The sequence below is a fragment of the Streptococcus oralis subsp. tigurinus genome (genome assembly GCF_002096275.1).
In the GTDB taxonomy this organism is placed as follows: domain Bacteria; phylum Bacillota; class Bacilli; order Lactobacillales; family Streptococcaceae; genus Streptococcus; species Streptococcus oralis_CN.
Genome location: NZ_NCUG01000018.1, coordinates 414,304 through 438,139, shown reverse-complemented (window position 1 = coordinate 438,139; position 23,836 = coordinate 414,304). Strand labels below are relative to the sequence as shown.

The window sequence follows — 23,836 nt, the reverse complement described above, 5'->3', positions numbered from 1 at the left end:
TAAACTGTCTAGCATCTGCGATGCGTCGTCAGTTTCCTATTTTTACTTTGTTCTCTGTCGCCCTTTATATCTTAACTATGTCTATCCATATTGCTGCTAAGCAGGGTGAAATTGCTGATAAAATTCTTCTTCCGGGGGATCCTCTTCGTGCTAAGTTTATTGCGGAAAATTTCCTTGAAGATGCTGTTTGTTTTAACGAAGTGCGTAACATGTTTGGTTACACTGGTACTTACAAGGGTCACCGTGTATCTGTCATGGGAACTGGGATGGGGATGCCATCAATCTCTATCTATGCGCGTGAGTTGATTGTGGACTACGGTGTGAAGAAATTGATTCGTGTGGGAACTGCTGGTTCTTTGAATGAAGATGTCCACGTTCGTGAATTGGTTTTGGCACAGGCTGCTGCAACCAACTCAAACATCATCCGCAACGACTGGCCACAGTACGATTTCCCACAAATTGCTAGCTTTGATTTGTTAGACAAGGCTTACCACATTGCTAAAGGACTTGGTATGACTACCCACGTTGGGAATGTTTTGTCATCTGATGTCTTTTACTCAAACTACTTTGAAAAGAATATCGAGCTTGGTAAATGGGGAGTCAAGGCTGTAGAAATGGAAGCAGCAGCTCTTTACTATCTTGCTGCCCAACACCACGTTGATGCACTTGCTATCATGACCATTTCTGATAGCTTGGTCAATCCAGATGAAGACACTACTGCAGAAGAACGCCAAAACACCTTCACTGATATGATGAAGGTTGGATTGGAAACATTGATTGCAGAGTAATCAGAGAATAGATTTTCAATTACATTAGTTACAAGAACTGTTGTAAGTGATTTATTTTCAATATCTAAGCAATGATAAAGAAAGAGTTGAAAATCCAACTATTGATTTTCAACTTTTTTAGAACCCAGCTTAAGGAGAGATGTGATGGATAAAATAGAACTATTACAAGATTTGATTGATAAAAGCCACAGAATAGTCTTTTTCGGAGGGGCAGGAGTGTCAACCGAGTCTAATATCCCAGATTTTCGTAGTTCAGATGGTGTTTATAGTCATCAGTTAGGCCGTCATTTTACGGCAGAGCAACTCGTTTCTCGGACCATGTTTGAGCGCTATCCAGAAGATTTTTTTGACTTTTATAAGAAATACCTGATTTATCCAGAAGCCAAGCCTAATGCTGCTCATACTTATCTAGCTGCTTTGGAAAAGACAGGCAAGCTAAAGGCTGTTGTGACACAAAATATTGATAGTCTTCATGAAATGGCAGGCTCCCAAAAGGTCTTTAAATTGCATGGGAGCGCGGACCGAAATTACTGCTTAGGTTGTCAACGTTTCTATAACTTAACTGGTTTTCTGGCCCTCGAGGGACCTGTTCCCCACTGCCTAGACTGTGGCAAGGTGGTCAAGCCTGACGTGACCTTGTATGAAGAATCACTTGACATGGATGTCTTTAGCCAAGCTGCACAAGCTATTCGGCAAGCTGACTTGCTGATTATTGGTGGGACTTCCTTAGTTGTTTATCCTGCAGCTAGCCTAGTAAACTATTTTTCTGGGACAAATCTGGTCGTTATCAATAAAACCAGTACTCCACAAGACAGCCAAGCTACATTGGTCATTGAAGGCAAGATAGGAGAAGTATTTTCGAAATTGAGACAATAAAAGAATTTTAGAAGATAGCAACAAAACCTTGTTACTTGAAAGAGAAAACTATCTCATTTATTGACCACAATCTCGCTCTTTAAGAGTTACTAAAAACTGGCTGAGAAAATCAAAACACATTCACTGATATGATGAAGGTTAGCTTGGAAACCTTGATAGCAGAGTAAATTTGTAATAGAAAATCCTGATCTCAAGTGAAATCAGGATTTTTTCATGGATGCGATTTTTTCTGGGTCTGGTGTGACACGGAGGGTCTTTTGTCCAGTATAAGTAACAAAACCGGGTTTGCCACCTGTTGGTTTGTTGAGTTTTTTGACTTCTATCATATCAACCTGCACCAGATTTGACAGACGTCCCTTGGAGAAGTAGGCAGCTAGCTCCGCTGCATCTGTCTTAACTTCGTCAGAAGGATTAAGATTTCCTGAGATGACGACATGGCTTCCTGGAATGTCCTTGGCATGGAACCAAAGTTCTTCCTTGCGGGCCATTTTAAAGGTCAATTCTTCGTTTTGAAGATTGTTTCGACCGACATAGATAATGGTTTTGCCATCGCTCGCCAGATACTGTTCTGGTTTTTTGCGTTTCTGGATTTTTTCACGTTGGCGTCTTCTAATGAAGCCTGTTTGGATCAATTCTTCACGGATTTCAGCGATTTCTTCCAGTCCAGCTTGGTTGAGGACGGTCTCGACACTTTCCAGATAGAGAATGGTTGACTTTGTTTCTTCAATCAGCTCAGTCAGATATTTGACAGCTTCTTTAAGCTTCTGATAGCGTTTAAAGTAGCGCTGGGCATTCTGGCTGGGAGTCAAGGCCTTATCAAGCGTGATGGTGATAGGCTGGTTGGTGTAGTAATTGTCCAAAACAACCTGATCTTGGTCATTGGGAACTTGGTGGAGGAAAGTTGTCAGCAACTCTCCTTTTTGGCGAAACTCCTCAGCATTGTCTGTCGCCAGTAATTCTTTTTCTTGTTTTTTGAGTTTGTGGCGATTTTTCTGAAGCTCGTTTTCAACGCGGCGAATGAGTTCGCTGGCCTGCTGTTTGACGCGATCGCGCTCTGCCTTGTCTTTGTAGTAGGTATCCAGAAGATCAGAAAGACTGGCAAAAGGCTCTCCTACACGATTCGCAAAAGGAACCGGACTGAAGGAAGTCTCCGTTAGGTAGGGCTTGGTTACTTGATCGAAGAAGTTTCGGAAAATGGATAGTTTGTCACTGACCAAGAGCCTTTCCAATTCGTTTGCCGTATCGCGTCCTAGACCTTGAAAGAGGCTTTGAAGATTTTTTGCTGTTAGCTCTTGGGTTTGAAGGATTTCAAAGAGCTTTTCATCCTTGATAGTAAAAGGATTGAGAGATTCCGTGCTTGGTGGAGCGATATAGCTTGACCCTGGGAGCAAGGTGCGGTAGCTGTTTTGTGAAAAACCAACGTGTTTGATGACTTCGAGGATTTTATGGCTACTTTTATCTACGAGGAGAATATTGCTGTGTTTGCCCATAATCTCGATAATCAGGGTAGCCTGGATATGATCTCCAATTTCGTTTTTATTAGAAACCGTGATCTCCACAATGCGGTCATTTTCCACTTGCTCAATCGACTCAATCATAGCACCCTGCAAATACTTTCTCAAAACCATGATAAAAGTAGAAGGTTGGGCTGGATTTTCAAAGGTCGTTTGGGTCAGTTGGATTCGTCCAAAAACTGGATGTGCAGAGAGGAGCAAGCGATGGCTTTGGCGATTGCTGCGGATTTGCAAGACCAACTCTTGTTCAAAAGGTTGATTGATTTTCTGGATGCGACCATTGACTAACTCTCTTCGCAATTCCTCAATCATGTGGTGTAAAAAAAATCCGTCAAATGACATCGTTCTCTCCTTGTGATTGTATTCCATAGTATTATATCAAAAAGGTAGAATAAAATCATAGAAATATGGTATAATAAAGCCAAGTAAAGAGAATCGAGAAGCACATGTATATTGAAATGGTGGATGAAACTGGTCAAGTTTCACAAGAAATCTTGCAACAAACCCAAGAAATTTTGGAATTTGCAGCCCAAAAAATAGGAAAAGAAGACAAGGAGATGGCAGTTACTTTTGTGACCAATGAGCGTAGTCACGAACTCAACCTCGAGTACCGTGATACGGATCGTCCGACAGATGTCATTAGCCTTGAATATAAACCGGAATTGGACATTTCCTTTGATGAGGAAGATTTGCTTGACAATCCTGAATTAGCAGAAATGATGTCCGAGTTTGATGCCTATATTGGGGAACTTTTCATCTCTATCGATAAAGCGCATGAGCAGGCTGAGGAATACGGCCACAGCTTTGAGCGTGAGATGGGCTTCTTGGCAGTACACGGCTTTTTACATATTAACGGCTATGATCACTACACTCCGGAAGAAGAAGCGGAGATGTTCGGTTTACAAGAAGAGATTTTAACAGCCTATGGACTCACAAGACAATAAACGAAAATGGAAAAATCGTGACCTGGTATCCAGTTTAGAATTTGCCCTGACAGGCATTCTGACTGCCATCAAGGAAGAACGCAATATGCGAAAACATGCAGTGACGGCTCTGGTAGTCGTCCTTGCAGGTTTTGCTTTTCAGGTGTCACGGATCGAATGGCTCTTTCTCCTAATGAGCATTTTCTTGGTAGTAGCATTTGAAATTATTAACTCTGCTATCGAAAATGTGGTGGATCTAGCCAGTCACTATCACTTTTCTATGTTGGCAAAGAAAGCCAAGGACATGGCAGCAGGAGCCGTGCTTGTGGTTTCCCTTCTTGCTGCGGTGATTGGTGCACTTATCTTTCTCCCACGCATTTGGGATATACTATTTTAAACAATAAGAGGAAATTATGACATTTAAATCAGGCTTTGTAGCCATTTTAGGGCGTCCCAATGTTGGGAAGTCAACCTTTTTAAATCACGTCATGGGGCAAAAGATTGCCATTATGAGTGACAAGGCGCAGACAACGCGCAATAAAATCATGGGGATTTACACCACAGATAAGGAGCAAATCGTCTTTATCGACACACCAGGAATTCACAAGCCCAAAACAGCTCTTGGGGATTTCATGGTGGAATCTGCCTACAGTACCCTGCGTGAGGTGGATACTGTTCTATTCATGGTGCCAGCTGACGAAGCGCGTGGTAAGGGCGACGACATGATTATCGAGCGTCTGAAAGCTGCCAAGGTTCCTGTGATTCTGGTGGTGAATAAGATTGACAAGGTTCATCCAGACCAGCTTTTGTCTCAGATTGATGACTTCCGCAACCAGATGGACTTTAAGGAAATTGTTCCTATCTCAGCCCTTCAGGGAAATAACGTTTCTCGACTAATCGATATTTTGAGTGAAAATCTGGAGGAAGGTTTCCAGTATTTCCCAACTGACCAAATCACAGATCATCCTGAGCGTTTCTTAGTTTCAGAAATGATTCGTGAGAAGGTTCTCCACTTGACGCGTGAAGAAATTCCTCACTCAGTTGCAGTAGTGGTAGACTCTATGAAGCGTGACGAAGAGACCGACAAGGTTCATATCCGGGCAACCATCATGGTTGAGCGCGATAGCCAAAAGGGTATTGTCATCGGAAAAGGTGGCGCTATGCTCAAGAAAATTGGGACCATGGCCCGTCGTGATATCGAACTCATGCTAGGGGATAAGGTTTTCCTAGAAACTTGGGTCAAGGTCAAGAAAAACTGGCGTGATAAAAAGCTAGATTTGGCTGACTTTGGTTATAATGAGAAAGAATACTAAGTAGAGGTGGGCTCATGCCTGCTTCTTGTTTTTACAGAAGGAGGAACTATGCCTGAATTACCTGAGGTTGAAACGGTTCGTCGTGGCTTAGAAAAATTGATTTTAGGAAAGAAGATTTCTAATATAGAGATTGCTTATCCTAAGATGATCAAGACAGATGTGGACGAGTTTCAAAAGGAACTAGCTGGCCAAGTAATTGAGTCCATGGGGCGCCGTGGAAAATATCTACTTTTTTACCTGACAAACAAGGTCTTGATTTCCCATCTGCGAATGGAAGGCAAGTATTTTTACTATCCAGACCAGGTACCTGAACGCAAGCATGCTCATATTTTCATTCGGTTTGAAGATGGAGGAACGCTTGTTTATGAGGATGTTCGCAAGTTTGGTACCATGGAACTGCTGGCACCCGACCTATTGGAAGCTTACTTTGTTTCTAAAAAATTGGGCCCCGAACCAAGAGTGCAAGACTTTGATTTGCAGACCTTCCAGGCTGCCCTAGCCAAATCTAAAAAGCCTATCAAATCCCATCTCCTAGACCAAACCTTGGTCGCTGGTCTTGGCAATATCTATGTGGATGAGGTCCTCTGGCGAGCTCAGGTTCATCCAGCTAGACCTTCCCAGACTTTGACGTTAGAAGAAGCGTCAGCTATACATAAGCAGACTATTGCTGTTTTGAGTCAGGCTGTTGAAAAAGGGGGCTCAACTATTCGGACCTATACCAATGCCTTTGGGGAAGATGGAACCATGCAAGATTTTCATCAGGTCTATGATAAGACTGGTCAAGCATGTTCACGCTGTGGCGCCATCATTGAGAAATTCCAGCTTGGCGGAAGGGGAACTCATTTTTGTCCTCGGTGTCAAAGGAGGGACTGATGGGAAAAATCATCGGAATCACAGGTGGTATCGCTTCTGGTAAATCAACTGTGACAAATTTCCTAAGAGAAAAAGGCTTTCAAGTGGTCGATGCTGACGCAGTCGTCCACCAGTTACAAAAACCTGGAGGGCGCCTATATCAAGTCCTGGTTCAGCATTTTGGGCAGGAAATCATACTTGAAAATGGAGAACTCAATCGCCCTCTCCTGGCTAGTCTTATCTTTTCAAATCCTGAGGAGCAAGAATGGTCTAAGCAAACCCAAGGGGAGATTATTCGTGAGGAATTGGCTGCACTGAGAGACCAGTTAGCCCAGACAGAAACGATTTTTTTCATGGATATTCCCCTGCTTTTTGAACAGGACTACGCCAACTGGTTTGATGAAACATGGCTGGTCTATGTGAACCGTGATGTTCAGGTGGAACGTTTCATGGAACGGGATCATCTTTCTAAGGAAGTAGCAGAGTCCCGTCTGGTAGCTCAGTGGTCTTTAGAAGAAAAGAAAAAATTGGCGAGCCATATATTAGATAATAATGGCAGTCGTGATCAGCTTGTGAGTCAAGTAGTGAAGTTACTTGAAGGAGGCGATAGCTGTGCAAGAGATTAGTTGGAAAGAGAATCTTCGTGTCGCCTGGTTCGGTAATTTTCTAACGGGCGCAAGTATTTCCCTGGTCGTTCCTTTCATGCCTATCTTTGTAGAGCAGTTGGGAATTGAAGGGGACAAAGTTGCTTTCTATGCTGGATTAGCCATCTCAGTTTCGGCTGTTTCAGCAGCTCTAGTTTCTCCTATCTGGGGTATTCTTGCTGACAAGTACGGTCGTAAACCCATGATGATTCGAGCAGGGCTTGCCATGACCATTACCATGGGAGGTTTGGCCTTTGTGCCAAATATCTATTGGCTACTCTTTTTGCGCTTGCTCAATGGTGTATTTACTGGTTTTGTCCCCAATGCAACAGCCTTGATTGCTAGTCAGGTACCTAAAGATAAGTCTGGAGCAGCTCTGGGAACACTATCTACAGGTGTTGTTGCAGGAACACTGACGGGTCCCTTTGTTGGAGGCTTTATTGCTGAAATTTTTGGCATTCGTAATGTCTTTTTATTGGTAGGTGCTTTCTTATTTTTAGCTGCAATCCTAACCATTTTCTTTATCAAGGAAGATTTTCAGCCAGTGGCTAAGGAGAAGGCTATCCCAACGAAAGAAGTATTTTCTTCTTTCAAGTATCCTAGGCTTTTAGCGAACCTATTTTTGACGAGCTTTGTCATTCAGTTTTCAGCTCAATCAATTGGCCCCATTCTAGCTCTCTATGTGCGGGACTTAGGGCAGTCCGAAAATCTCCTCCTTGTATCAGGATTGATCGTATCCAGCATGGGATTTTCTAGCATGATGAGTGCTGGATTTCTAGGAAAACTTGGCGATAAGGTAGGGAATCATAGATTGTTGGTCGCGGCGCAGATTTATTCCGTCATCATTTACCTTCTTTGTGCTCATGCAACCAGCCCCCTTCAACTTGGCTTGTATCGTTTTCTCTTTGGTTTGGGAACGGGAGCTCTCATACCAGTTGTCAATGCCCTTCTTAGCAAAATGACTCCAAAATCAGGTATTTCAAGGATTTTCGCCTTCAACCAAGTCTTTTTTTACCTTGGTGGAGTGATCGGACCTATGGCGGGATCCGCAGTTGCAGGATATTTGGGCTACCATGCTGTCTTTTATGCGACAGCAGCTTGTGTGGCTTTCAGTTGTTTATGTAACTTGGTGCAATTTAGATCGTTATTAAAAGTAAAGGAAATCTAGTGCGAGTAAAAATCAATCTTAAGTGCTCCTCTTGTGGCAGCATGAATTATCTAACCAGTAAGAACTCCAAAACTCATCCTGACAAGATTGAGGTTTTAAAGTATTGTCCCAAGGAAAGAAAAGTAACCCTACATCTTGAATCTAAGTAGATTTTATGGTAAAATAATAGGGATTTTAAGGAGTTTGATATGTATAACCTATTGTTAACCATTTTATTAGTATTATCTGTTGTGATTGTGATTGCGATTTTCATGCAACCAACTAAGAACCAATCCAGCAATGTATTTGATGCCAGCTCAGGTGACTTGTTTGAACGTAGTAAGGCGCGTGGTTTTGAAGCCGTGATGCAACGTTTGACAGGTATCTTAGTCTTTTTCTGGCTAGCCATTGCCTTAGCATTGACGGTATTATCAAGTAGATAAGAAATGGGCGAGACTAGGTCTTAGCCTATTTTTATTTTGAATGAGAAGGAGCTTTAAAATGCATCTATCTGGGGAGTCTATTCAATTAGTTAAAGATTATTTTGAGAGTTACTTAACTGGCTACTCTATTGAGGTATTAGATTTTGACCATTATTCAAAAATATACATACTTAATGACTCCTTAATCTTACTATTTGAAGTTAACAGAAACAAGGTAGATTATGTAAATAATAAAGGTTTATGTAAGGAAGATTTAACAAATAATAGGTATATAGAGCCAGGTATATATGGAAATCACTATTATTCTTTTCGGATTGTTGAATTAACAAATAATGAAATAGGATGGAAATATAATAATGAGGAGGTTAAGAGAAAAGTAATTGCTTATATTGGAGAAGAATTGATATTTGTACCTATTGAGTATGTAAAGTTTAAAGGCTGGTCTAGATATTATTGGTCTATGGATATTCCTTCTGAAATTGAATATATTGATAAAGAAGTACCTCAATTAAGATTAAAAGAAAGATACGAAAAATGGGACGGATTTCGATATTACTTTATTTTTATAGAATTTAAGAAACCAAATAATACTTATGCAAAAGCTGTAGCATACTCCGTAAGTTCTCCTCGAGTCTATATTAATACACTTTGTAAAAATACGGTGAAAACAGGTAAATTATATAGAGATACTATGAGAGGAGGTAATTATGGTTGGATGACCCCATTGGAAAAAGCATTCAATTTGTGGAAAGGAGTCAAGCGTGTTAGGAGATTAGAAGAAAATTTAACATACTTTTTCATAGAAGAATACCACAAAGAAAAAAGTTTGGTTTATAAAAGAGCAGACGAGCTTGCGAATGAATTTAATGAGAATAGTTGTAAATTTGATAAATTAGAGAGAAGTAGCTGGTTACAACCTAATAATAAATGGATTTCAGAAGAACTTGTTTATCGTTTAACAAAAAAATGTTTAAAGATTACAAGGTAGTATATCAAATGAGACCTTTTTTTCTTCGCAGTAAGACTACCGGAGCACAATTATCCTATGACATTTTTATATCAGGATTAAATGTTGCAATTGAATATCAGGGGATTCAGCATTTTCAACCGGTAGAATTTTTTGGTGGGGAAAAAAATTTCGAGCGCCAATTAATTAGAGATAGAGAAAAGTATGAATTGAGCAAAGAAAATAATGTTTATCTAGTTTATATAAAATACGATGAAGAAATATCTGAGGAGTTAATAAAAAATAAGGTAAATATTATTTTAAATACTAATAAGGACTGAAAACATAGTTGCTATAGAATTACTAGAAAGAAAACATGAAAGATAAAATTAAAGAATATTTGCAAGAGAAGGGGCGAGTGACGGTAAATGACCTTGCTCAGGCTCTCGGAAAGGATGGGTCCAAGGATTTCCGTGAGTTGATTAAAACCCTGTCTCTGATGGAAAGAAAGCACCAGATTCGTTTTGAAGATGATGGTAGTTTATGTCTGGACCAAAAGAAGAAACATGAAATTACCCTCAAAGGGATTTTTCATGCCCATAAAAACGGCTTTGGCTTTGTTAGTCTAGAAGGGGAAGAGGACGACCTTTTTGTAGGAAAAAACGATGTCAACTATGCCATTGATGGTGATATCGTTGAGGTCGTGATTAAGAAAGTCGCTGACCGTAACAAGGGAACTGCTGCAGAAGCAAAAATTATCGATATCCTAGAGCATAGCCTGACGACAGTTGTCGGGCAAATCGTTTTGGATCAGGAAAAGCCCAAGTATGCGGGCTACATCCGTTCAAAAAATCAGAAAATCAGCCAACCAATCTATGTGAAGAAACCAGCTATCAAGCTGGAAGGTACAGAGGTTCTCAAGGTCTTTATCGACAAATATCCAAGTAAGAAACATGATTTCTTTGTCGCTAGTGTGCTGGACGTGGTGGGACACTCGACTGATGCTGGGATTGACGTTCTTGAAGTCTTAGAATCCATGGATATTGTCTCAGAATTTCCAGAAGCTGTTCTCAAGGAGGCGGAAAGTGTGCCTGATGCTCCATCAGAAAAGGATATGGAAGGCCGTCTTGATTTAAGAGATGAGCTTACTTTTACCATTGACGGAGCGGATGCCAAGGACTTGGACGATGCAGTTCACATCAAGGCTTTGAAAAATGACAATATCGAACTCGGAGTTCACATCGCGGATGTTTCCTACTATGTGACTGAGGGCTCTGCCCTTGACAAGGAAGCACTTAACCGCGCAACTTCTGTCTACGTGACAGACCGTGTAGTGCCTATGCTACCAGAACGACTGTCAAATGGCATCTGCTCACTCAATCCTCAAGTCGATCGCTTGACCCAGTCTGCCATTATGGAAATTGATAAACATGGTCGTGTAGTTCATTACACCATTACCCAAACGGTTATCAAGACTAGTTTTCGTATGACCTATAGCGCTGTCAATGACATCCTAGCTGGTGACGAGGAAAAGAGACAAGAGTTTAAGAAAATTGTTCCTAGTATCGAGCTCATGGCCAAGCTCCATGAAACGTTAGAAAGCATGCGTGAGAAACGTGGAGCACTCAATTTTGATACCAGTGAAGCTAAGATTTTGGTGGATAAAAAAGGCAAGCCTGTGGATATTGTCCTTCGTCAGCGTGGTGTTGCTGAGCGGATGATTGAGTCCTTCATGTTGATTGCTAATGAAACGGTTGCGGAACACTTCAGTAAACTAGAGTTGCCTTTTATCTATCGGATTCACGAGGAGCCTAAGGCTGAAAAAGTTCAGAAGTTTATTGATTACGCTTCGAGCTTTGGTTTGCGAATTTATGGAACTGCTAGCGAGATTAGCCAGGAAACGCTTCAAGACATCATGCGTGCTGTTGAGGGAGAGCCTTATGCGGATGTATTATCCATGATGCTTCTCCGTTCTATGCAACAAGCTCGCTATTCTGAGCACAATCACGGTCACTATGGACTAGCCGCTAACTATTACACTCACTTCACCAGTCCGATTCGCCGTTATCCAGATCTCCTTGTCCACCGTATGATTCGGGATTACGGCCGTTCTAAGGAAATAGCAGAGCATTTTGAGCAAGTGATTCCAGAGATTGCAACCCAGTCTTCCAACCGTGAGCGTCGTGCCATCGAGGCGGAGCGTGAAGTCGAAGCCATGAAAAAGGCTGAGTACATGGAAGAATACGTTGGTGAAGAGTACGATGCGGTTGTATCCAGCATTGTTAAGTTTGGTCTTTTTGTCGAATTGCCAAATACAGTCGAAGGCTTGATTCACATTACCAATTTACCTGAATTTTATCATTTCAATGAGCGTGACTTGACACTCTGTGGGGAGAAATCGGGCATAACTTTCCGTGTAGGACAGCAGATTCGCATTCGAGTTGAAAGAGCGGATAAGATGACAGGTGAGATTGACTTCTCTTATATCCCAAGTGAGTTTGATGTCATCGAAAAAGGCTTGAAACAAGCTGGGCGCAAAGACAGAGGTCGTGGTTCAAGTCGTCGTTCAGACAAGAAGGAAGACCAGAGAAAATCAGGGCACTCAAATGATAAGCACAAGCATTCACAAAAAGATAAAAAGAAAAAAGGCAAGAAACCTTTTTACAAGAAAGTAGCTAAGAAAGGAGCCAAGCATGGCAAAGGGCGAGGGAAAGGTCGTCGCACAAAATAAAAAGGCGCACCACGACTATACAATCGTAGATACGCTAGAGGCAGGAATGGTCCTGACCGGAACTGAAATCAAAAGCGTTCGAGCTGCTCGAATCAATCTCAAGGACGGCTTTGCCCAAGTAAAAAATGGGGAAGTCTGGCTGAGCAATGTTCATATCGCCCCTTACGAAGAGGGCAATATCTGGAACCAGGAACCAGAACGCCGTCGCAAACTCCTGCTCCATAAGAAGCAAATTCAAAAATTGGAACAAGAGACCAAAGGGACAGGAATGACCCTTGTTCCCCTCAAAGTCTATATCAAAGATGGCTACGCTAAACTCCTTTTAGGACTTGCTAAAGGGAAACATGACTATGACAAACGGGAGTCAATCAAGCGTCGTGAACAAAACCGCGACATCGCGCGTGTGATGAAAGCTGTCAACCAGCGATAAAAGAGGAAGTGAAATGGAAAAATTAATTGCCTATAAACGGATGCCCTTGTGGAATAAACAGACCATGCCTGAAGCAGTTCAGCAAAAGCACAATACTAAAGTCGGCACTTGGGGAAAAATTACTGTCTTGAAAGGGGTACTCAAGTTTATTGAGTTGACCGAATATGGTGAGGTTCTAGCTGAGCACCTCTTTGAGGCAGGAGCTGACAATCCTATGGCACAACCGCAAGCCTGGCACCGAGTAGAGGCTGCAACAGACGATGTAGAGTGGTACTTGGAATTTTATTGTAAACCTGAGGATTATTTCCCTAAGAAATACCAGACCAATCCAGTCCATTCAGAGGTTCTAGAAGCCATGCAAACGGTGAAACCAGGAAGAGCCTTGGATTTGGGTTGTGGTCAAGGCCGTAACTCTCTCTTTCTCGCACAGAATGGTTTTGATGTGACAGCTGTTGATCAAAATGAATTGTCCCTTGAAATCTTGCAAAGCATTGTGGAACAAGAGGATCTAGACATGCCTGTTGGTCTTTACGATATCAATTCAGCCAGTGTTAGCCAAGACTATGATTTCATCGTTTCAACAGTTGTTCTGATGTTCCTACAAGCGGACCGCATTCCAGCTATCATCCAAAATATGCAGGAGCACACCACGGTTGGTGGCTATAACCTTATCGTCTGTGCCATGGATACAGAGGATTATCCTTGCTCAGTTAACTTCCCATTCACTTTTAAAGAAGGGGAGTTGGCGGACTACTACAAAGATTGGGAGTTGGTCAAGTACAATGAAAATCCAGGACAGCTGCACCGTCGTGATGAAAATGGCAATCGCATTCAACTACGCTTTGCGACCATGTTAGCCAAAAAAGTTAAGTAAATCAAACTTAACCCAGCGAATAGAAATCACTTTGCAAGGTTTCTATTCGTTTTTATTTGCGTTGGTTGATTGGGACTAGCAGGTTTTATGCTATACTAGAAGTAGGAAATCTGAGCAGTAGAGGTCTATTACTGTCTCTCTGCTTAATCAGTTGTAGATGATGGAGGTGATCAAATGACGAGTCTTTTGGTGGAGCTGTATGATCGGCATGTATTGGAAAAGAATGTCTACCAAGCCTTTATCAGTGATTGTGACGAGATTCTCTTCCTTTCTTTGACGAAAATAAGCAATGATGAGAAAGTCTCCCTCCGTCAGTTTATCATGGATGAGGTGCCTCATATCCAACGAGTGACCTTTCGTCAGCTCTCCTTAGAACAACTAGTGGACCAGCTAGATTATTGCCTAGCAGGTTACGACCAAGTCCTTCTCGATGTTTTTGGTGGGGATTCGCTACTAGCCTTATCCCTCTATCAATACGGCTTGGATCGGGACCTCCCCATCGTTGCCATGGATGTCGAGCGAGGAAAACAATACAAGTGGGTAGCCGGTCAGTTAGAAAAAGAAGACTTGGACATTCCAACCCTAAGCATCCAACAGTTGATAGCCTTGCGTGGTGGAAAAATGCTCAAATCCAAACGCCCTATCCACTCAGCTCAGCAAATTGCAGCCATCAAAAAGCTAGCCAGCTCAGCTATTGCCAATCCTGCCCACTGGTACCAAGTGACCCAATTTTTCTCTCTAGCTAAGACCAATGACCTTCATGCTGAGACCGAAAAAATACTGGATAACAACGGCAAGTATTATCACTATCCAGAATCCCTTGTCCCCTTACTTGTGGAAGCGGGGATGCTTCGTATTGAAGGCGAGGACAAGGAGCGAGTAGTATACAGCTTTCCAAGTCAAGAAGCTCAAGTCTTTTGCCGCAATAAGGGACATATTTTAGAGGTATATCTCTATCTCTTGGCACTTGAATCGCAGCTGTTTGATGAGTGCATGATAGGTGGTGAGATTGATTGGAATGGCATCTTTCCAGAGGCGGACAATGTTCAAAATGAGATTGATGTCATTCTGAGAAAGGGACGCTCGATTACCTTTATCTCTTGTAAGATGACAGATTTATCTGTTGAAGCCATCAATGAACTAGAAGTCTATGCCAATCATTTTGCTGGGGAGAGTTGCCTCAAGTTAATTGTCTGTACGGGGAAAATCAATCCTGCTTATGCCAATCGCTGCCAGGAATACGGCGTGCTGGTCATTAGAAGTGAGCAGATTTCCAATCTCATTCCCATGCTAAAAAAATATTCTAAGAGACAAAAAAGATAAGAAATAATATCATGAAAGGCTGGGATTCCAGTCTTTTTTTTCTTCTTTTTCGAATAAATGGGAAAAGGAGGTAGACCATGTTTGTAGCCAGAGATGCCAAGGGGAATTTGGTAAATGCCCTCGAAAAAGATGTGACCAAGCAAGCTTATACTTGTCCAGCCTGTGGAGGCGGACTACGGTTACGCCAAGGACAGAGCATTCGAACGCACTTTGCCCATGAAAGGTTAAGAGATTGCATCGCTATATTCGAGAATGAAAGTCCAGAACACTTGGGCAACAAAGAGGCCCTTTATCACTGGGCCAAGAAAGACTATCAGGTTGCCCTAGAGTACGCTCTTCCCGAGATCCAGCAGATAGCGGATGTTCTTGTCAATGAGAAACTAGCTCTGGAGGTTCAGTGCAGCCCCTTGTCTCAAAAGCTTTTAGGTGATAGAAGCCAAGGATACCGTAGCCAAGGCTATCAGGTTATCTGGCTACTGGGAGAGAAACTCTGGTTAAAGGAGCGATTAACACAACTGCAAAGGGGATTTCTCTATTTTAGTAAAAATATGGGATTCTATGTTTGGGAACTGGATCTCAAAAAGCAAGTTTTGAGACTTAAATACCTTTTACATCAGGACCTACGTGGCAAGCTTCATTTTCAGGTCAAGGAATTTCCCTATGGCCAAGGAAATCTCTTGGAAATTCTACGATTTCCTTATCAAAAACAAAAACTGTCTCGTTTTGCAGTTGTGCAAGATTCCACTATCTGTCACTACATTCGCCAGCAGTTGTACTACCAAACGCCTTACTGGATGAAGAAGCAGGAGGAAGCTTATTATCAAGGAGACAATCTATTAAACCATCAACTGGACGACTGGTATCCCCAGGTCAGACCGATAGAGTCAGGTGATTTTTTGCAGATTGAAACGGATTTGACTAGCTATTATAGAAATTTTCAGGCCTACTATCAAAAAAATCCGAAAAATAATCGCCAAAAGCTCTATCCACCAGCCTTTTATCACTTATATTTCTCAAAAAATGTGGTAAAATAGAAAGGATGGAGGAATCTTATGGTATTACAACGACATGAAATAAATGAAAAAGATACATGGGATCTTTCGACAATCTACCCAACAGACCAGGCTTGGGAAGAAGCCTTGAAAGATTTAACTGAAAAAGTACAAATAGCATCTCAGTATGAGGGGCATCTCTTGGATAGTGCAGACAGTTTGCTTGAGATTACAGAATTCTCACTTGACTTGGAACGCCAAGTTGAAAAGCTTTATGTCTATGCGCATATGAAAAATGATCAGGACACGCGTGAAGCCAAGTATCAAGAGTACTATGCTAAGGCAATGACCCTGTACAGTCAGTTAGAACAAGCCTTTTCATTCTATGAACCTGAGTTTATGGAGGTTAGCGAAAAGCAGTATGCTGCCTTCCTAGAAGCTCAACCAAAACTCCAAGTTTACAAACACTTTTTTGATAAGCTCTTACAGAAGAAAGACCATGTTCTTTCGCAACGTGAGGAAGAATTGCTTGCTGGAGCAGGAGAAATCTTTGGCGCTGCTAGTGAAACTTTTGCTATTTTGGACAACGCGGACATTAGCTTCCCATATGTCCTTGATGACGAAGGCAAGGAAGTGCAACTCTCACACGGTACTTACATCCGTTTGATGGAGTCTAAAAACCGTGAAGTGCGTCGTGGTGCCTATGAAGCCCTTTATGCGACTTACGAGCAATTCCAACATACTTACGCTAAGACTTTACAGACAAATGTTAAGGTGCAAAACTACCGAGCAAAAGTTCGCAACTATAAGAGTGCTCGCCATGCAGCCCTCGCAGCAAATTTTGTTCCAGAAAGCGTCTATGACAATCTAGTAGCTGCAGTTCGCAAGCATTTGCCGCTCTTGCATCGTTACCTAGAACTTCGTTCTAAAATCTTGGGTATTTCCGACCTCAAGATGTACGATGTCTACACACCACTATCTTCAGTAGAATACAGCTTTACCTACGAAGAAGCCTTGAAAAAGGCAGAAGAAGCTTTGGCAGTTTTGGGTGAAGACTACTTGAGCCGTGTCAAACGTGCCTTCAGTGAGCGTTGGATTGATGTCTATGAAAACCAAGGCAAGCGCTCTGGTGCCTACTCTGGTGGTTCTTATGATACCAATGCCTTTATGCTTCTCAACTGGCAAGATAATCTAGACAATCTCTTTACCCTTGTCCATGAAACAGGTCACAGTATGCATTCAAGCTATACTCGTGAAACTCAGCCTTATGTTTATGGAGATTACTCTATCTTCTTGGCAGAGATTGCCTCAACTACTAATGAAAATATCTTGACGGAGAAATTATTGGAAGAAGTAGAAGACGACGCAACACGCTTTGCTATCCTCAATAACTTCCTAGATGGTTTCCGTGGAACAGTCTTCCGTCAAACTCAATTCGCTGAGTTTGAACATGCCATCCACCAAGCAGACCAGAATGGAGAAGTCTTGACAAGTGATTTCCTCAATAAGCTCTACGCTGACCTGAACCAAGATTACTATGGACTCAGCAAGGAAGACAATACTCAAATCCAATACGAGTGGGCGCGCATTCCACACTTCTACTATAACTACTATGTTTATCAGTATTCAACAGGTTTTGCAGCTGCTTCAGCCTTGGCTGAGAAGATTGTCCATGGTAGTCAAGAAGATCGTGACCGCTATATCGACTATCTCAAAGCAGGTAAGTCAGACTATCCACTCAATGTTATGAGAAAAGCGGGAGTGGATATGGAAAAAGAAGACTATCTTAACGACGCCTTTGCAGTCTTTGAACGTCGCTTGAACGAGTTTGAAGCTCTTGTTGAAAAATTGGGACTAGCTTAAGATGGTAGAGTCTTATAGTAAAAATGCCAACCATAACATGCGCCGGCCCGTCGTCAAGGAAGAAATCGTTGAACTCATGCGCCAGCGTCAAAAGCAGGTGACTGGTTCTTTGAAAGAATTGGAAACCTTTGCTCGTAAGGAAAATATTCCTATCATTCCTCATGAAACAGTTGCCTACTTCCGGTTTCTCATGGAGACCATACAGCCCAAGAACATTTTGGAGATTGGGACGGCAATTGGCTTTTCAGCCCTCTTGATGGCGGAACATGCGCCAGATGCCAAGATTACAACCATTGACCGTAATCCTGAGATGATAGGCTTTGCCAAGGAAAACTTTGCCCAGTTTGACAGTCGTAAGCAAATCACCCTCTTAGAGGGAGATGCCGTCGATGTTTTATCTACTCTGACAGAAACTTATGACTTTGTCTTTATGGATTCGGCTAAGTCCAAGTACATCGTCTTTCTACCTGAAATTCTCAAACGACTTGAAGTTGGTGGAGTGGTTGTCTTGGATGATATTTTTCAAGGAGGAGATGTTGCAAGGGACATCATGGAAGTCCGCCGTGGACAACGAACCATTTATCGTGGTTTGCAAAGACTTTTCGACGCAACTTTGGACAATCCAGGTCTAACAGCAACTCTAGTTCCTCTTGGTGATGGCATTCTCATGCTACGAAAGAATGTAGCAGATGTACAGCTACCTGATGATAAATGATTTTCAGAAAAATTTAAGAAATTATAGTAAAATAGATAAAGTAACACTTACCGTAAAAGGAGTAAACATGAAGAAAAAAATTATGGCAGGAGCCATCACACTTTTATCAGTAGCCACACTTGCAGCTTGTTCAAATAGTTCTGAAGGAAAAGATTTGATCAGCATGAAGGGTGATGTGATTACTGAGCATCAATTTTTTGAAGAAGTAAAGAATAATTCAACCGCGCAACAAGTCTTGCTCAATATGACCATCCAAAAAGTATTTGAAAAACAATATGGGTCAGAAGTGACTGACAAAGATGTGGATGACGCCGTTGCTGAGGAACAAAAGAAATACGGCGATAGCTACAACAGCGTGCTTCAACGTGCAGGTATGACACCTGAGACTCGTAAAGCTCAAATCCGTACTAGCAAATTGGTTGAATTGGCAGTTAAGAAAGCTGCCGAGAGTGAATTGACAGATGAGGCTTACCAAAAGGCTTTTGAGTCCTATACACCAGATGTGACAGCTCAAATCATCCGTATGGATAATGAAGACAAGGCAAAAGAAGTGCTTGAGAAAGCCAAAGCAGAAGGTGCAGATTTTGCTCAGTTGGCGAAAGACAACTCTAACGACGACAAAACAAAAGAAAATGGTGGAGAAATTACTTTTGACTCTGCTTCTACAGAACTTCCAGAACAAGTCAAAAAAGCTGCCTTCGCCTTGGATGTGAACGGTGTTTCTGATGTGATTACGGCTACTGGAACACAAGCCTACAGCAATCAATTCTACATCGTTAAAGTAACGAAGAAGACAGAAAAATCTTCTAACTTAGAGGATTACAAAGAAAAATTGAAGACCATCATTTTGACTCAAAAACAAAATGATTCAGCCTTTGTTCAAGGAGTAATTGGTAAAGAATTACAAGCAGCAAACATCAAGGTCAAAGACCAAGCCTTCCAAAACATCTTCACCCAATACATCGGTGGTGGTGACTCAAGCTCAAGCAGTAGCTCTTCATCTAACTAAGCAATGAAAATACAAATCTCATTTGAGGTTTGTTTTTTTATACTTAAAACTAGAAAATAAGTAAAATTCGAAGGATTAAAGGATAAGTGTTTTTTTCTTTCTGAAAAAGTGGTATAATAACAATCAAAACTAGAAAATAAAACGGAATTAGGGACAACCACCTCTGTTCCTATTAGAGTGGTGAAATATGAAAATTAGTAAAAGGCACCTACTAAACTATTCCATTTTGATTCCTTATTTCCTTCTGTCAATTTTGGGGTTGATTGTAGTTTACTCGACAACGAGTGCAACCCTAATCGAAGAAGGAAAAAGCGCTTTTCAATTGGTACGTAACCAGGGGATTTTCTGGGTAGCTAGTTTGGTTTTGATTGCCTTAATCTATAAATTAAAATTAGGTTTCCTGAGAAATGGACGTCTCATTTTTATCGTGATGATTGTGGAGATAGTTCTTTTAGCCCTAGCGCGTCTGGTCGGAACACCTGTCAATGGAGCATACGGATGGATTTCTGTAGGACCTGTAACGATTCAGCCGGCTGAATACCTTAAGATTATCATCATCTGGTACTTGGCACATCGTTTTTCAAAACAGCAAGATGAGATTGCGGTTTATGATTTCCAGGTGTTGACCCAAAATCAATGGCTACCTCGGGCTTTTAACGACTGGCGTTTTGTTCTGCTGGTTTTGATTGGTAGCTTGGGGATTTTCCCCGACTTGGGAAATGCGACCATCTTGGTCTTGGTGGCGCTCATCATGTATACCGTTAGTGGAATCGCCTATCGTTGGTTCTCAACCATTCTAGCTCTCTTGGCAGGGAGTTCAATTTTAGTATTGTCTATCATTCGTCTCGTTGGGGTTGAAAAATTTTCTCAGATACCGGTATTTGGTTACGTTGCTAAACGTTTCAGTGCCTTCTTTAATCCCTTTAATGACTTGGCGGGTGCAGGACACCAGCTTGCAAATTCCTACTATGCCATGGTTAATGGAGGCTGGTTCGGACTAGGATTGGGAAATTCTATCGAGAAGCGTGGCTATCTGCCAGAAGCCCATACGGATTTCGTGTTTTCGATTGTCATCGAAGAGTTTGGATTCGTAGGAGCGAGTATGATTTTGGCTTTACTCTTCTTCTTAATTTTGCGAATCATCTTGGTTGGTATTCGAGCTAAGGATCCCTTTAACTCCATGGTTGCTATCGGTGTTGGAGGGATGATTCTTGTTCAGGTCTTTGTCAATATCGGTGGGATTTCTGGGTTGATTCCTTCTACAGGGGTAACCTTCCCCTTCCTTTCACAAGGTGGGAACAGTCTCCTGGTATTATCCGTAGCCATTGCCCTTGTATTAAATATCGATGCCAGCGAGAAACGTGCTAAACTCATTAGAGAATACGAATCTCAAACTGTTGAAGGTCTGTAAGGATTGTATGGAAAGGAAAAATATATGTCTCTTCAGAAATTAGAAAACTATAGTAATAAAGCCGTCATCCAAGAAGAAGTCTTGATTTTGACAGAGCTACTAGAAGATATTACAAAAAATATGCTAGCGCCAGAGACCTTTGAAAAAATCATGCAGTTGAAGGAATTATCAACAAATGAAAACTATCAAGGGCTCAATGAACTGGTGACTAGCCTTTCCAATGAAGAAATGATTTACATTTCTCGTTATTTCTCTATCCTTCCACTCTTGATTAATATATCTGAGGATGTGGACTTAGCCTATAAAATTAACCACCAGAACAATGTGGACCAAGACTATCTAGGGAAATTGTCTACAACCATAAAGATGGTAGCTGAAAAAGAAAATGCAGCTGAAATTTTAGAACAGTTAAATGTCGTTCCTGTCTTGACCGCCCATCCAACGCAAGTACAACGCAAGAGTATGCTGGACTTGACCAACCATATCCATACTCTCTTGCGCAAGTATCGTGATGTCAAACTAGGTTTGATTAATAAAGAAAAATGGAACATGGATCTCCGTCGTTACATTGAAATTATCATGCAAACAGACATGATTCGTGAGAAGAAATTGAAGGTAACCAACGAAATCACGAACGTGATGGAGTACTATCAAAGTTCATTCCTGAATGCTGTGCCACGTTTGACGGCTGAATATAAGAAACTAGCTAAAGAACAAGGAATTGAGCTCCAACATCCAAAACCAATTACTATGGGGATGTGGATTGGGGGAGACCGCGATGGAAATCCTTTCGTAACAGCGGAAACCCTCAACAAATCAGCCTTGACTCAGTGCGAAGTCATCATGAACTACTACGATGAAAAGATTTATAATCTTTATCGTGAATTTTCACTGTCAACCAGTATTGTGAATGTCAGTGATAAAGTTCGTGAGATGGCGCTTAAGTCACAAGATAACTCCATTTATCGCGAAAAAGAACTCTATCGTCGTGCTCTTTTTGATATCCAAGCTAAGATGCAGGCAACTAAGGCTTATTTGATTGAAGACAAGGATCTTCAGCCTAGATATGCTACTGCAGATGAATTTTATCAAGACTTGTTGGCCATTCGAGATTCTCTCCTTGAGAACAAAGGGGAATACCTGATTTCAGGAGAATTTGTTGAACTGATGCAAGCCGTTGAAATCTTTGGCTTCTACCTTGCTTCTATCGATATGCGCCAAGACTCTAGTGTTCATGAAGCCTGTGTGGCTGAATTGTTAGCATCTGCTGGCATCAACGACCATTATAGCGATCTCTCTGAAGATGAAAAATGCGCCCTCCTCTTAAAAGAGTTGGAAGAAGATCCTCGTATCCTCTCAGCTACTCATGCTGAAAAGTCAGAATTGCTTGAGAAAGAATTGTCTATCTTCAAAACTGCTCGCAAGTTGAAGGATAAACTGGGTGAAAATGTCATTCGCCAAACCATCATCTCTCACGCGACAAGTGTATCTGATATGCTAGAATTAGCCATCATGCTCAAGGAAGTCGGCTTGGTGGATGCCCAAAAAGCCCGCGTTCAGATTGTTCCCCTCTTTGAAACGATTGAAGATTTGGATCACTCAGAAGAAACCATGAGAAGATATTTCTCTCTACCTTTGGCTAAAAAATGGATTGCTTCAAAAGACAACTACCAAGAAATCATGCTTGGTTACTCTGATAGTAACAAGGATGGTGGTTATCTATCATCGTGTTGGACTCTCTATAAAGCTCAACAACAACTGACTGCTATTGGGGATGAATTTGGCGTTAAAGTCACCTTCTTCCATGGTCGTGGTGGTACTGTTGGTCGAGGTGGCGGTCCAACTTATGAAGCCATCACATCTCAACCGCTCAAGTCTATCAAGGACCGTATCCGTCTGACTGAGCAAGGAGAAGTGATCGGAAACAAATACGGAAACAAAGACGCTGCCTATTATAACCTTGAAATGTTGGTTTCTGCAGCTATTAACCGTATGATTACCAAGAAGAAGAGCGATACCAACACGTCAAATCGTTATGAAGCTGTTATGGATCAAGTGGTGGACCGTAGCTACGATATCTACCGTGATTTGGTCTTTGGAAATGAACATTTCTATGACTATTTCTTCGAGTCAAGCCCAATCAAGGCTATTTCAAGCTTCAATATCGGTTCGCGTCCAGCAGCTCGTAAGACCATCACTGAAATCGGTGGTCTACGTGCCATTCCTTGGGTCTTCTCATGGTCACAAAGTCGTGTCATGTTCCCTGGATGGTATGGTGTGGGATCCAGCTTTAAAGAGTTTATAGATCAAGATCCGAAGAACATCGAGTTTCTTCGTGACATGTACCAAAACTGGCCTTTCTTCCAATCTTTGCTTTCCAATGTAGACATGGTCTTATCTAAGTCTAACATGAACATTGCTTTTGAATATGCCAAGCTCTGTGAAGATGAAGAAGTGCAGGCTATCTACTACACTATTTTAGATGAATGGCAATTGACCAAGGACGTTATTCTAGCTATCGAAGGCTATGACGAACTCTTGGCAGAAAACTCTTACCTAAAAGACAGCCTAAACTATCGTATGCCTTACTTTAACATCCTTAACTACATCCAGTTGGAGTTGATCAAACGTCAACGTCGCGGCGAATTGTCAGTTGACGAAGAAAAACTGATCCATACAACTATCAACGGAATTGCAACTGGTTTGCGTAATTCAGGCTGATATTCTACAAACTTCCTCTTTTTTCAAGGGGAAGTTTTTGAATTGTTTAAAAAATTCTAAAAATAGCCTTGACAAGTAGTTGAAAAATGATATAATTTAAACATTCAGAAAGTAATCATGCTCATTTTTTAGAGAGTCTGTGGTTGGTGGAAACAGATAGATGAAAGTGATGAAATTGGGCTGAATGTTATAAAGAATTTGAAATCATAAAAATTCGGTGAGCACACCTTACAGTGCAACTCGTTATTGCGAGAAAGAGCGATAGGGATATTCCCTATAATTGAGGTGGTACCGCGCATCGACGTCCTCACACAAGTTTTT

General features: G+C 41.6%; 23 protein-coding genes and 1 other annotated feature. Of the genes, 22 read left to right on the top strand and 1 reads right to left on the bottom strand.

From position 1 onward, the window contains the following. The first annotated feature begins 77 nt into the window (after positions 1-77). Both deoD and B7725_RS07235 read left to right on the top strand, forming a co-directional pair. Entirely contained in the window at positions 78-788 is a 711-nt protein-coding gene (gene deoD / locus B7725_RS07240) for a purine-nucleoside phosphorylase (protein ID WP_084875955.1), read from the top strand. 144 nt (positions 789-932) lie between these two features. Next, on the top strand, positions 933-1,664 hold the full coding sequence (locus B7725_RS07235; protein WP_084875403.1) for an NAD-dependent protein deacylase: 732 nt from the start codon (positions 933-935) through the stop codon (positions 1,662-1,664). Positions 1,665-1,864: 200 nt separating this feature from the next. Here B7725_RS07235 and pavA read toward each other — a convergent pair whose 3' ends face one another. Continuing rightward, positions 1,865-3,520 carry an Rqc2 family fibronectin-binding protein PavA gene (gene pavA / locus B7725_RS07230; RefSeq protein ID WP_084875401.1) on the bottom strand — a complete coding sequence of 552 codons (1,656 nt, stop codon included), beginning with the start codon at positions 3,518-3,520 and terminating at the stop codon, positions 1,865-1,867. A gap of 104 nt (positions 3,521-3,624) precedes the next feature. Here pavA and ybeY point away from each other — a divergent pair, with 104 nt between their 5' ends. The 20 genes from ybeY (at position 3,625) to ppc (ending at position 23,515) form a co-directional block, all read left to right on the top strand. Then, positions 3,625-4,122 carry an rRNA maturation RNase YbeY gene (ybeY, locus tag B7725_RS07225; protein WP_084875400.1) on the top strand — a complete coding sequence of 166 codons (498 nt, stop codon included), beginning with the start codon at positions 3,625-3,627 and terminating at the stop codon, positions 4,120-4,122. Beyond that, the gene (locus B7725_RS07220) at positions 4,103-4,498 is read left to right on the top strand and encodes a diacylglycerol kinase family protein (RefSeq protein WP_084875398.1); all 396 of its coding nucleotides are present in this window, start codon (positions 4,103-4,105) and stop codon (positions 4,496-4,498) included. Before ybeY ends, B7725_RS07220 begins: the two co-directional genes overlap by 20 nt. Before the next feature lie 16 nt (positions 4,499-4,514). Beyond that, positions 4,515-5,414: a GTPase Era gene (era, locus tag B7725_RS07215; RefSeq protein WP_084875397.1), complete on the top strand. Its 900-nt coding sequence runs from the start codon at positions 4,515-4,517 to the stop codon at positions 5,412-5,414. A gap of 48 nt (positions 5,415-5,462) precedes the next feature. Then, positions 5,463-6,287 carry a DNA-formamidopyrimidine glycosylase gene (mutM, locus tag B7725_RS07210; RefSeq protein WP_084875395.1) on the top strand — a complete coding sequence of 275 codons (825 nt, stop codon included), beginning with the start codon at positions 5,463-5,465 and terminating at the stop codon, positions 6,285-6,287. Continuing rightward, on the top strand, positions 6,287-6,892 hold the full coding sequence (coaE, locus tag B7725_RS07205) for a dephospho-CoA kinase (RefSeq protein ID WP_084875394.1): 606 nt from the start codon (positions 6,287-6,289) through the stop codon (positions 6,890-6,892). The genes mutM and coaE overlap by 1 nt, the downstream gene beginning before the upstream one ends. Then, positions 6,879-8,078, top strand: coding sequence for a multidrug efflux MFS transporter (locus tag B7725_RS07200; protein ID WP_084875392.1), 1,200 nt, complete (start codon positions 6,879-6,881; stop codon positions 8,076-8,078). The genes coaE and B7725_RS07200 overlap by 14 nt, the downstream gene beginning before the upstream one ends. After that, positions 8,078-8,227: a 50S ribosomal protein L33 gene (rpmG, locus tag B7725_RS07195; RefSeq protein ID WP_007519517.1), complete on the top strand. Its 150-nt coding sequence runs from the start codon at positions 8,078-8,080 to the stop codon at positions 8,225-8,227. The genes B7725_RS07200 and rpmG overlap by 1 nt, the downstream gene beginning before the upstream one ends. A 39-nt stretch (positions 8,228-8,266) precedes the next feature. Next, the gene (gene secG, locus B7725_RS07190; RefSeq protein ID WP_000282517.1) at positions 8,267-8,500 is read left to right on the top strand and encodes a preprotein translocase subunit SecG; all 234 of its coding nucleotides are present in this window, start codon (positions 8,267-8,269) and stop codon (positions 8,498-8,500) included. Positions 8,501-8,558: 58 nt separating this feature from the next. Beyond that, the gene (locus B7725_RS07185; RefSeq protein ID WP_239823781.1) at positions 8,559-9,488 is read left to right on the top strand and encodes a hypothetical protein; all 930 of its coding nucleotides are present in this window, start codon (positions 8,559-8,561) and stop codon (positions 9,486-9,488) included. Beyond that, complete coding sequence (locus tag B7725_RS10140; RefSeq protein WP_239823780.1) at positions 9,467-9,787, top strand: hypothetical protein; 321 nt, start codon at positions 9,467-9,469, stop codon at positions 9,785-9,787. The genes B7725_RS07185 and B7725_RS10140 overlap by 22 nt, the downstream gene beginning before the upstream one ends. Positions 9,788-9,822: 35 nt before the next feature. Further along, positions 9,823-12,177, top strand: coding sequence for a ribonuclease R (gene rnr / locus B7725_RS07180; protein WP_084875390.1), 2,355 nt, complete (start codon positions 9,823-9,825; stop codon positions 12,175-12,177). Continuing rightward, positions 12,140-12,607 (top strand): SsrA-binding protein SmpB, encoded by a 468-nt coding sequence (smpB, locus tag B7725_RS07175; RefSeq protein WP_001051742.1) that lies wholly within the window; start codon positions 12,140-12,142, stop codon positions 12,605-12,607. The genes rnr and smpB overlap by 38 nt, the downstream gene beginning before the upstream one ends. Before the next feature lie 13 nt (positions 12,608-12,620). Next, positions 12,621-13,481 (top strand): SAM-dependent methyltransferase TehB, encoded by an 861-nt coding sequence (tehB, locus tag B7725_RS07170; RefSeq protein ID WP_084875389.1) that lies wholly within the window; start codon positions 12,621-12,623, stop codon positions 13,479-13,481. Between the two features lie 174 nt (positions 13,482-13,655). Next, a complete protein-coding gene (locus B7725_RS07165) occupies positions 13,656-14,804 on the top strand; it encodes a PDDEXK family nuclease (RefSeq protein ID WP_084875387.1) in 1,149 nt (382 codons plus the stop codon). Positions 14,805-14,881: 77 nt separating this feature from the next. Continuing rightward, positions 14,882-15,838 carry a competence protein CoiA gene (locus tag B7725_RS07160; RefSeq protein ID WP_084875386.1) on the top strand — a complete coding sequence of 319 codons (957 nt, stop codon included), beginning with the start codon at positions 14,882-14,884 and terminating at the stop codon, positions 15,836-15,838. 18 nt (positions 15,839-15,856) lie between these two features. After that, entirely contained in the window at positions 15,857-17,659 is a 1,803-nt protein-coding gene (pepF, locus tag B7725_RS07155) for an oligoendopeptidase F (RefSeq protein ID WP_084875384.1), read from the top strand. Between the two features lies 1 nt (position 17,660). Continuing rightward, on the top strand, positions 17,661-18,374 hold the full coding sequence (locus tag B7725_RS07150) for an O-methyltransferase (protein ID WP_084875382.1): 714 nt from the start codon (positions 17,661-17,663) through the stop codon (positions 18,372-18,374). Between the two features lie 67 nt (positions 18,375-18,441). Then, the gene (gene prsA / locus B7725_RS07145) at positions 18,442-19,383 is read left to right on the top strand and encodes a peptidylprolyl isomerase PrsA (RefSeq protein WP_084875381.1); all 942 of its coding nucleotides are present in this window, start codon (positions 18,442-18,444) and stop codon (positions 19,381-19,383) included. Positions 19,384-19,570: 187 nt separating this feature from the next. Continuing rightward, the gene (gene ftsW, locus B7725_RS07140; RefSeq protein ID WP_084875379.1) at positions 19,571-20,794 is read left to right on the top strand and encodes a cell division peptidoglycan polymerase FtsW; all 1,224 of its coding nucleotides are present in this window, start codon (positions 19,571-19,573) and stop codon (positions 20,792-20,794) included. A 24-nt stretch (positions 20,795-20,818) separates the two neighbouring features. Next, positions 20,819-23,515 carry a phosphoenolpyruvate carboxylase gene (gene ppc / locus B7725_RS07135; protein WP_084875377.1) on the top strand — a complete coding sequence of 899 codons (2,697 nt, stop codon included), beginning with the start codon at positions 20,819-20,821 and terminating at the stop codon, positions 23,513-23,515. 96 nt (positions 23,516-23,611) lie between these two features. Next, positions 23,612-23,827, top strand: a binding site (T-box leader). Positions 23,828-23,836: the final 9 nt, after the last annotated feature.

Excerpts from the sequence above, each read along its gene's own strand:
- ppc (WP_084875377.1), top strand. The coding sequence starts at position 20,819 with ATGTCTCTTCAGAAATTAGAAAACTATAGTAATAAAGCCGTCATCCAA.
- coaE (WP_084875394.1), top strand. The coding sequence starts at position 6,287 with ATGGGAAAAATCATCGGAATCACAGGTGGTATCGCTTCTGGTAAATCA.
- B7725_RS10140 (WP_239823780.1), top strand. The coding sequence starts at position 9,467 with ATGTTTAAAGATTACAAGGTAGTATATCAAATGAGACCTTTTTTTCTT.
- B7725_RS07160 (WP_084875386.1), top strand. The coding sequence starts at position 14,882 with ATGTTTGTAGCCAGAGATGCCAAGGGGAATTTGGTAAATGCCCTCGAA.
- deoD (WP_084875955.1), top strand. The coding sequence starts at position 78 with ATGTCTATCCATATTGCTGCTAAGCAGGGTGAAATTGCTGATAAAATT.
- ftsW (WP_084875379.1), top strand. The coding sequence starts at position 19,571 with ATGAAAATTAGTAAAAGGCACCTACTAAACTATTCCATTTTGATTCCT.
- B7725_RS07220 (WP_084875398.1), top strand. The coding sequence starts at position 4,103 with ATGGACTCACAAGACAATAAACGAAAATGGAAAAATCGTGACCTGGTA.
- smpB (WP_001051742.1), top strand. The coding sequence starts at position 12,140 with ATGGCAAAGGGCGAGGGAAAGGTCGTCGCACAAAATAAAAAGGCGCAC.
- pepF (WP_084875384.1), top strand. The coding sequence starts at position 15,857 with ATGGTATTACAACGACATGAAATAAATGAAAAAGATACATGGGATCTT.
- mutM (WP_084875395.1), top strand. The coding sequence starts at position 5,463 with ATGCCTGAATTACCTGAGGTTGAAACGGTTCGTCGTGGCTTAGAAAAA.
- era (WP_084875397.1), top strand. The coding sequence starts at position 4,515 with ATGACATTTAAATCAGGCTTTGTAGCCATTTTAGGGCGTCCCAATGTT.
- B7725_RS07150 (WP_084875382.1), top strand. The coding sequence starts at position 17,661 with ATGGTAGAGTCTTATAGTAAAAATGCCAACCATAACATGCGCCGGCCC.
- tehB (WP_084875389.1), top strand. The coding sequence starts at position 12,621 with ATGGAAAAATTAATTGCCTATAAACGGATGCCCTTGTGGAATAAACAG.
- prsA (WP_084875381.1), top strand. The coding sequence starts at position 18,442 with ATGAAGAAAAAAATTATGGCAGGAGCCATCACACTTTTATCAGTAGCC.
- ybeY (WP_084875400.1), top strand. The coding sequence starts at position 3,625 with ATGTATATTGAAATGGTGGATGAAACTGGTCAAGTTTCACAAGAAATC.
- B7725_RS07235 (WP_084875403.1), top strand. The coding sequence starts at position 933 with ATGGATAAAATAGAACTATTACAAGATTTGATTGATAAAAGCCACAGA.
- rnr (WP_084875390.1), top strand. The coding sequence starts at position 9,823 with ATGAAAGATAAAATTAAAGAATATTTGCAAGAGAAGGGGCGAGTGACG.
- secG (WP_000282517.1), top strand. The coding sequence starts at position 8,267 with ATGTATAACCTATTGTTAACCATTTTATTAGTATTATCTGTTGTGATT.
- B7725_RS07185 (WP_239823781.1), top strand. The coding sequence starts at position 8,559 with ATGCATCTATCTGGGGAGTCTATTCAATTAGTTAAAGATTATTTTGAG.
- B7725_RS07165 (WP_084875387.1), top strand. The coding sequence starts at position 13,656 with ATGACGAGTCTTTTGGTGGAGCTGTATGATCGGCATGTATTGGAAAAG.
- pavA (WP_084875401.1), bottom strand. The coding sequence starts at position 3,520 with ATGTCATTTGACGGATTTTTTTTACACCACATGATTGAGGAATTGCGA.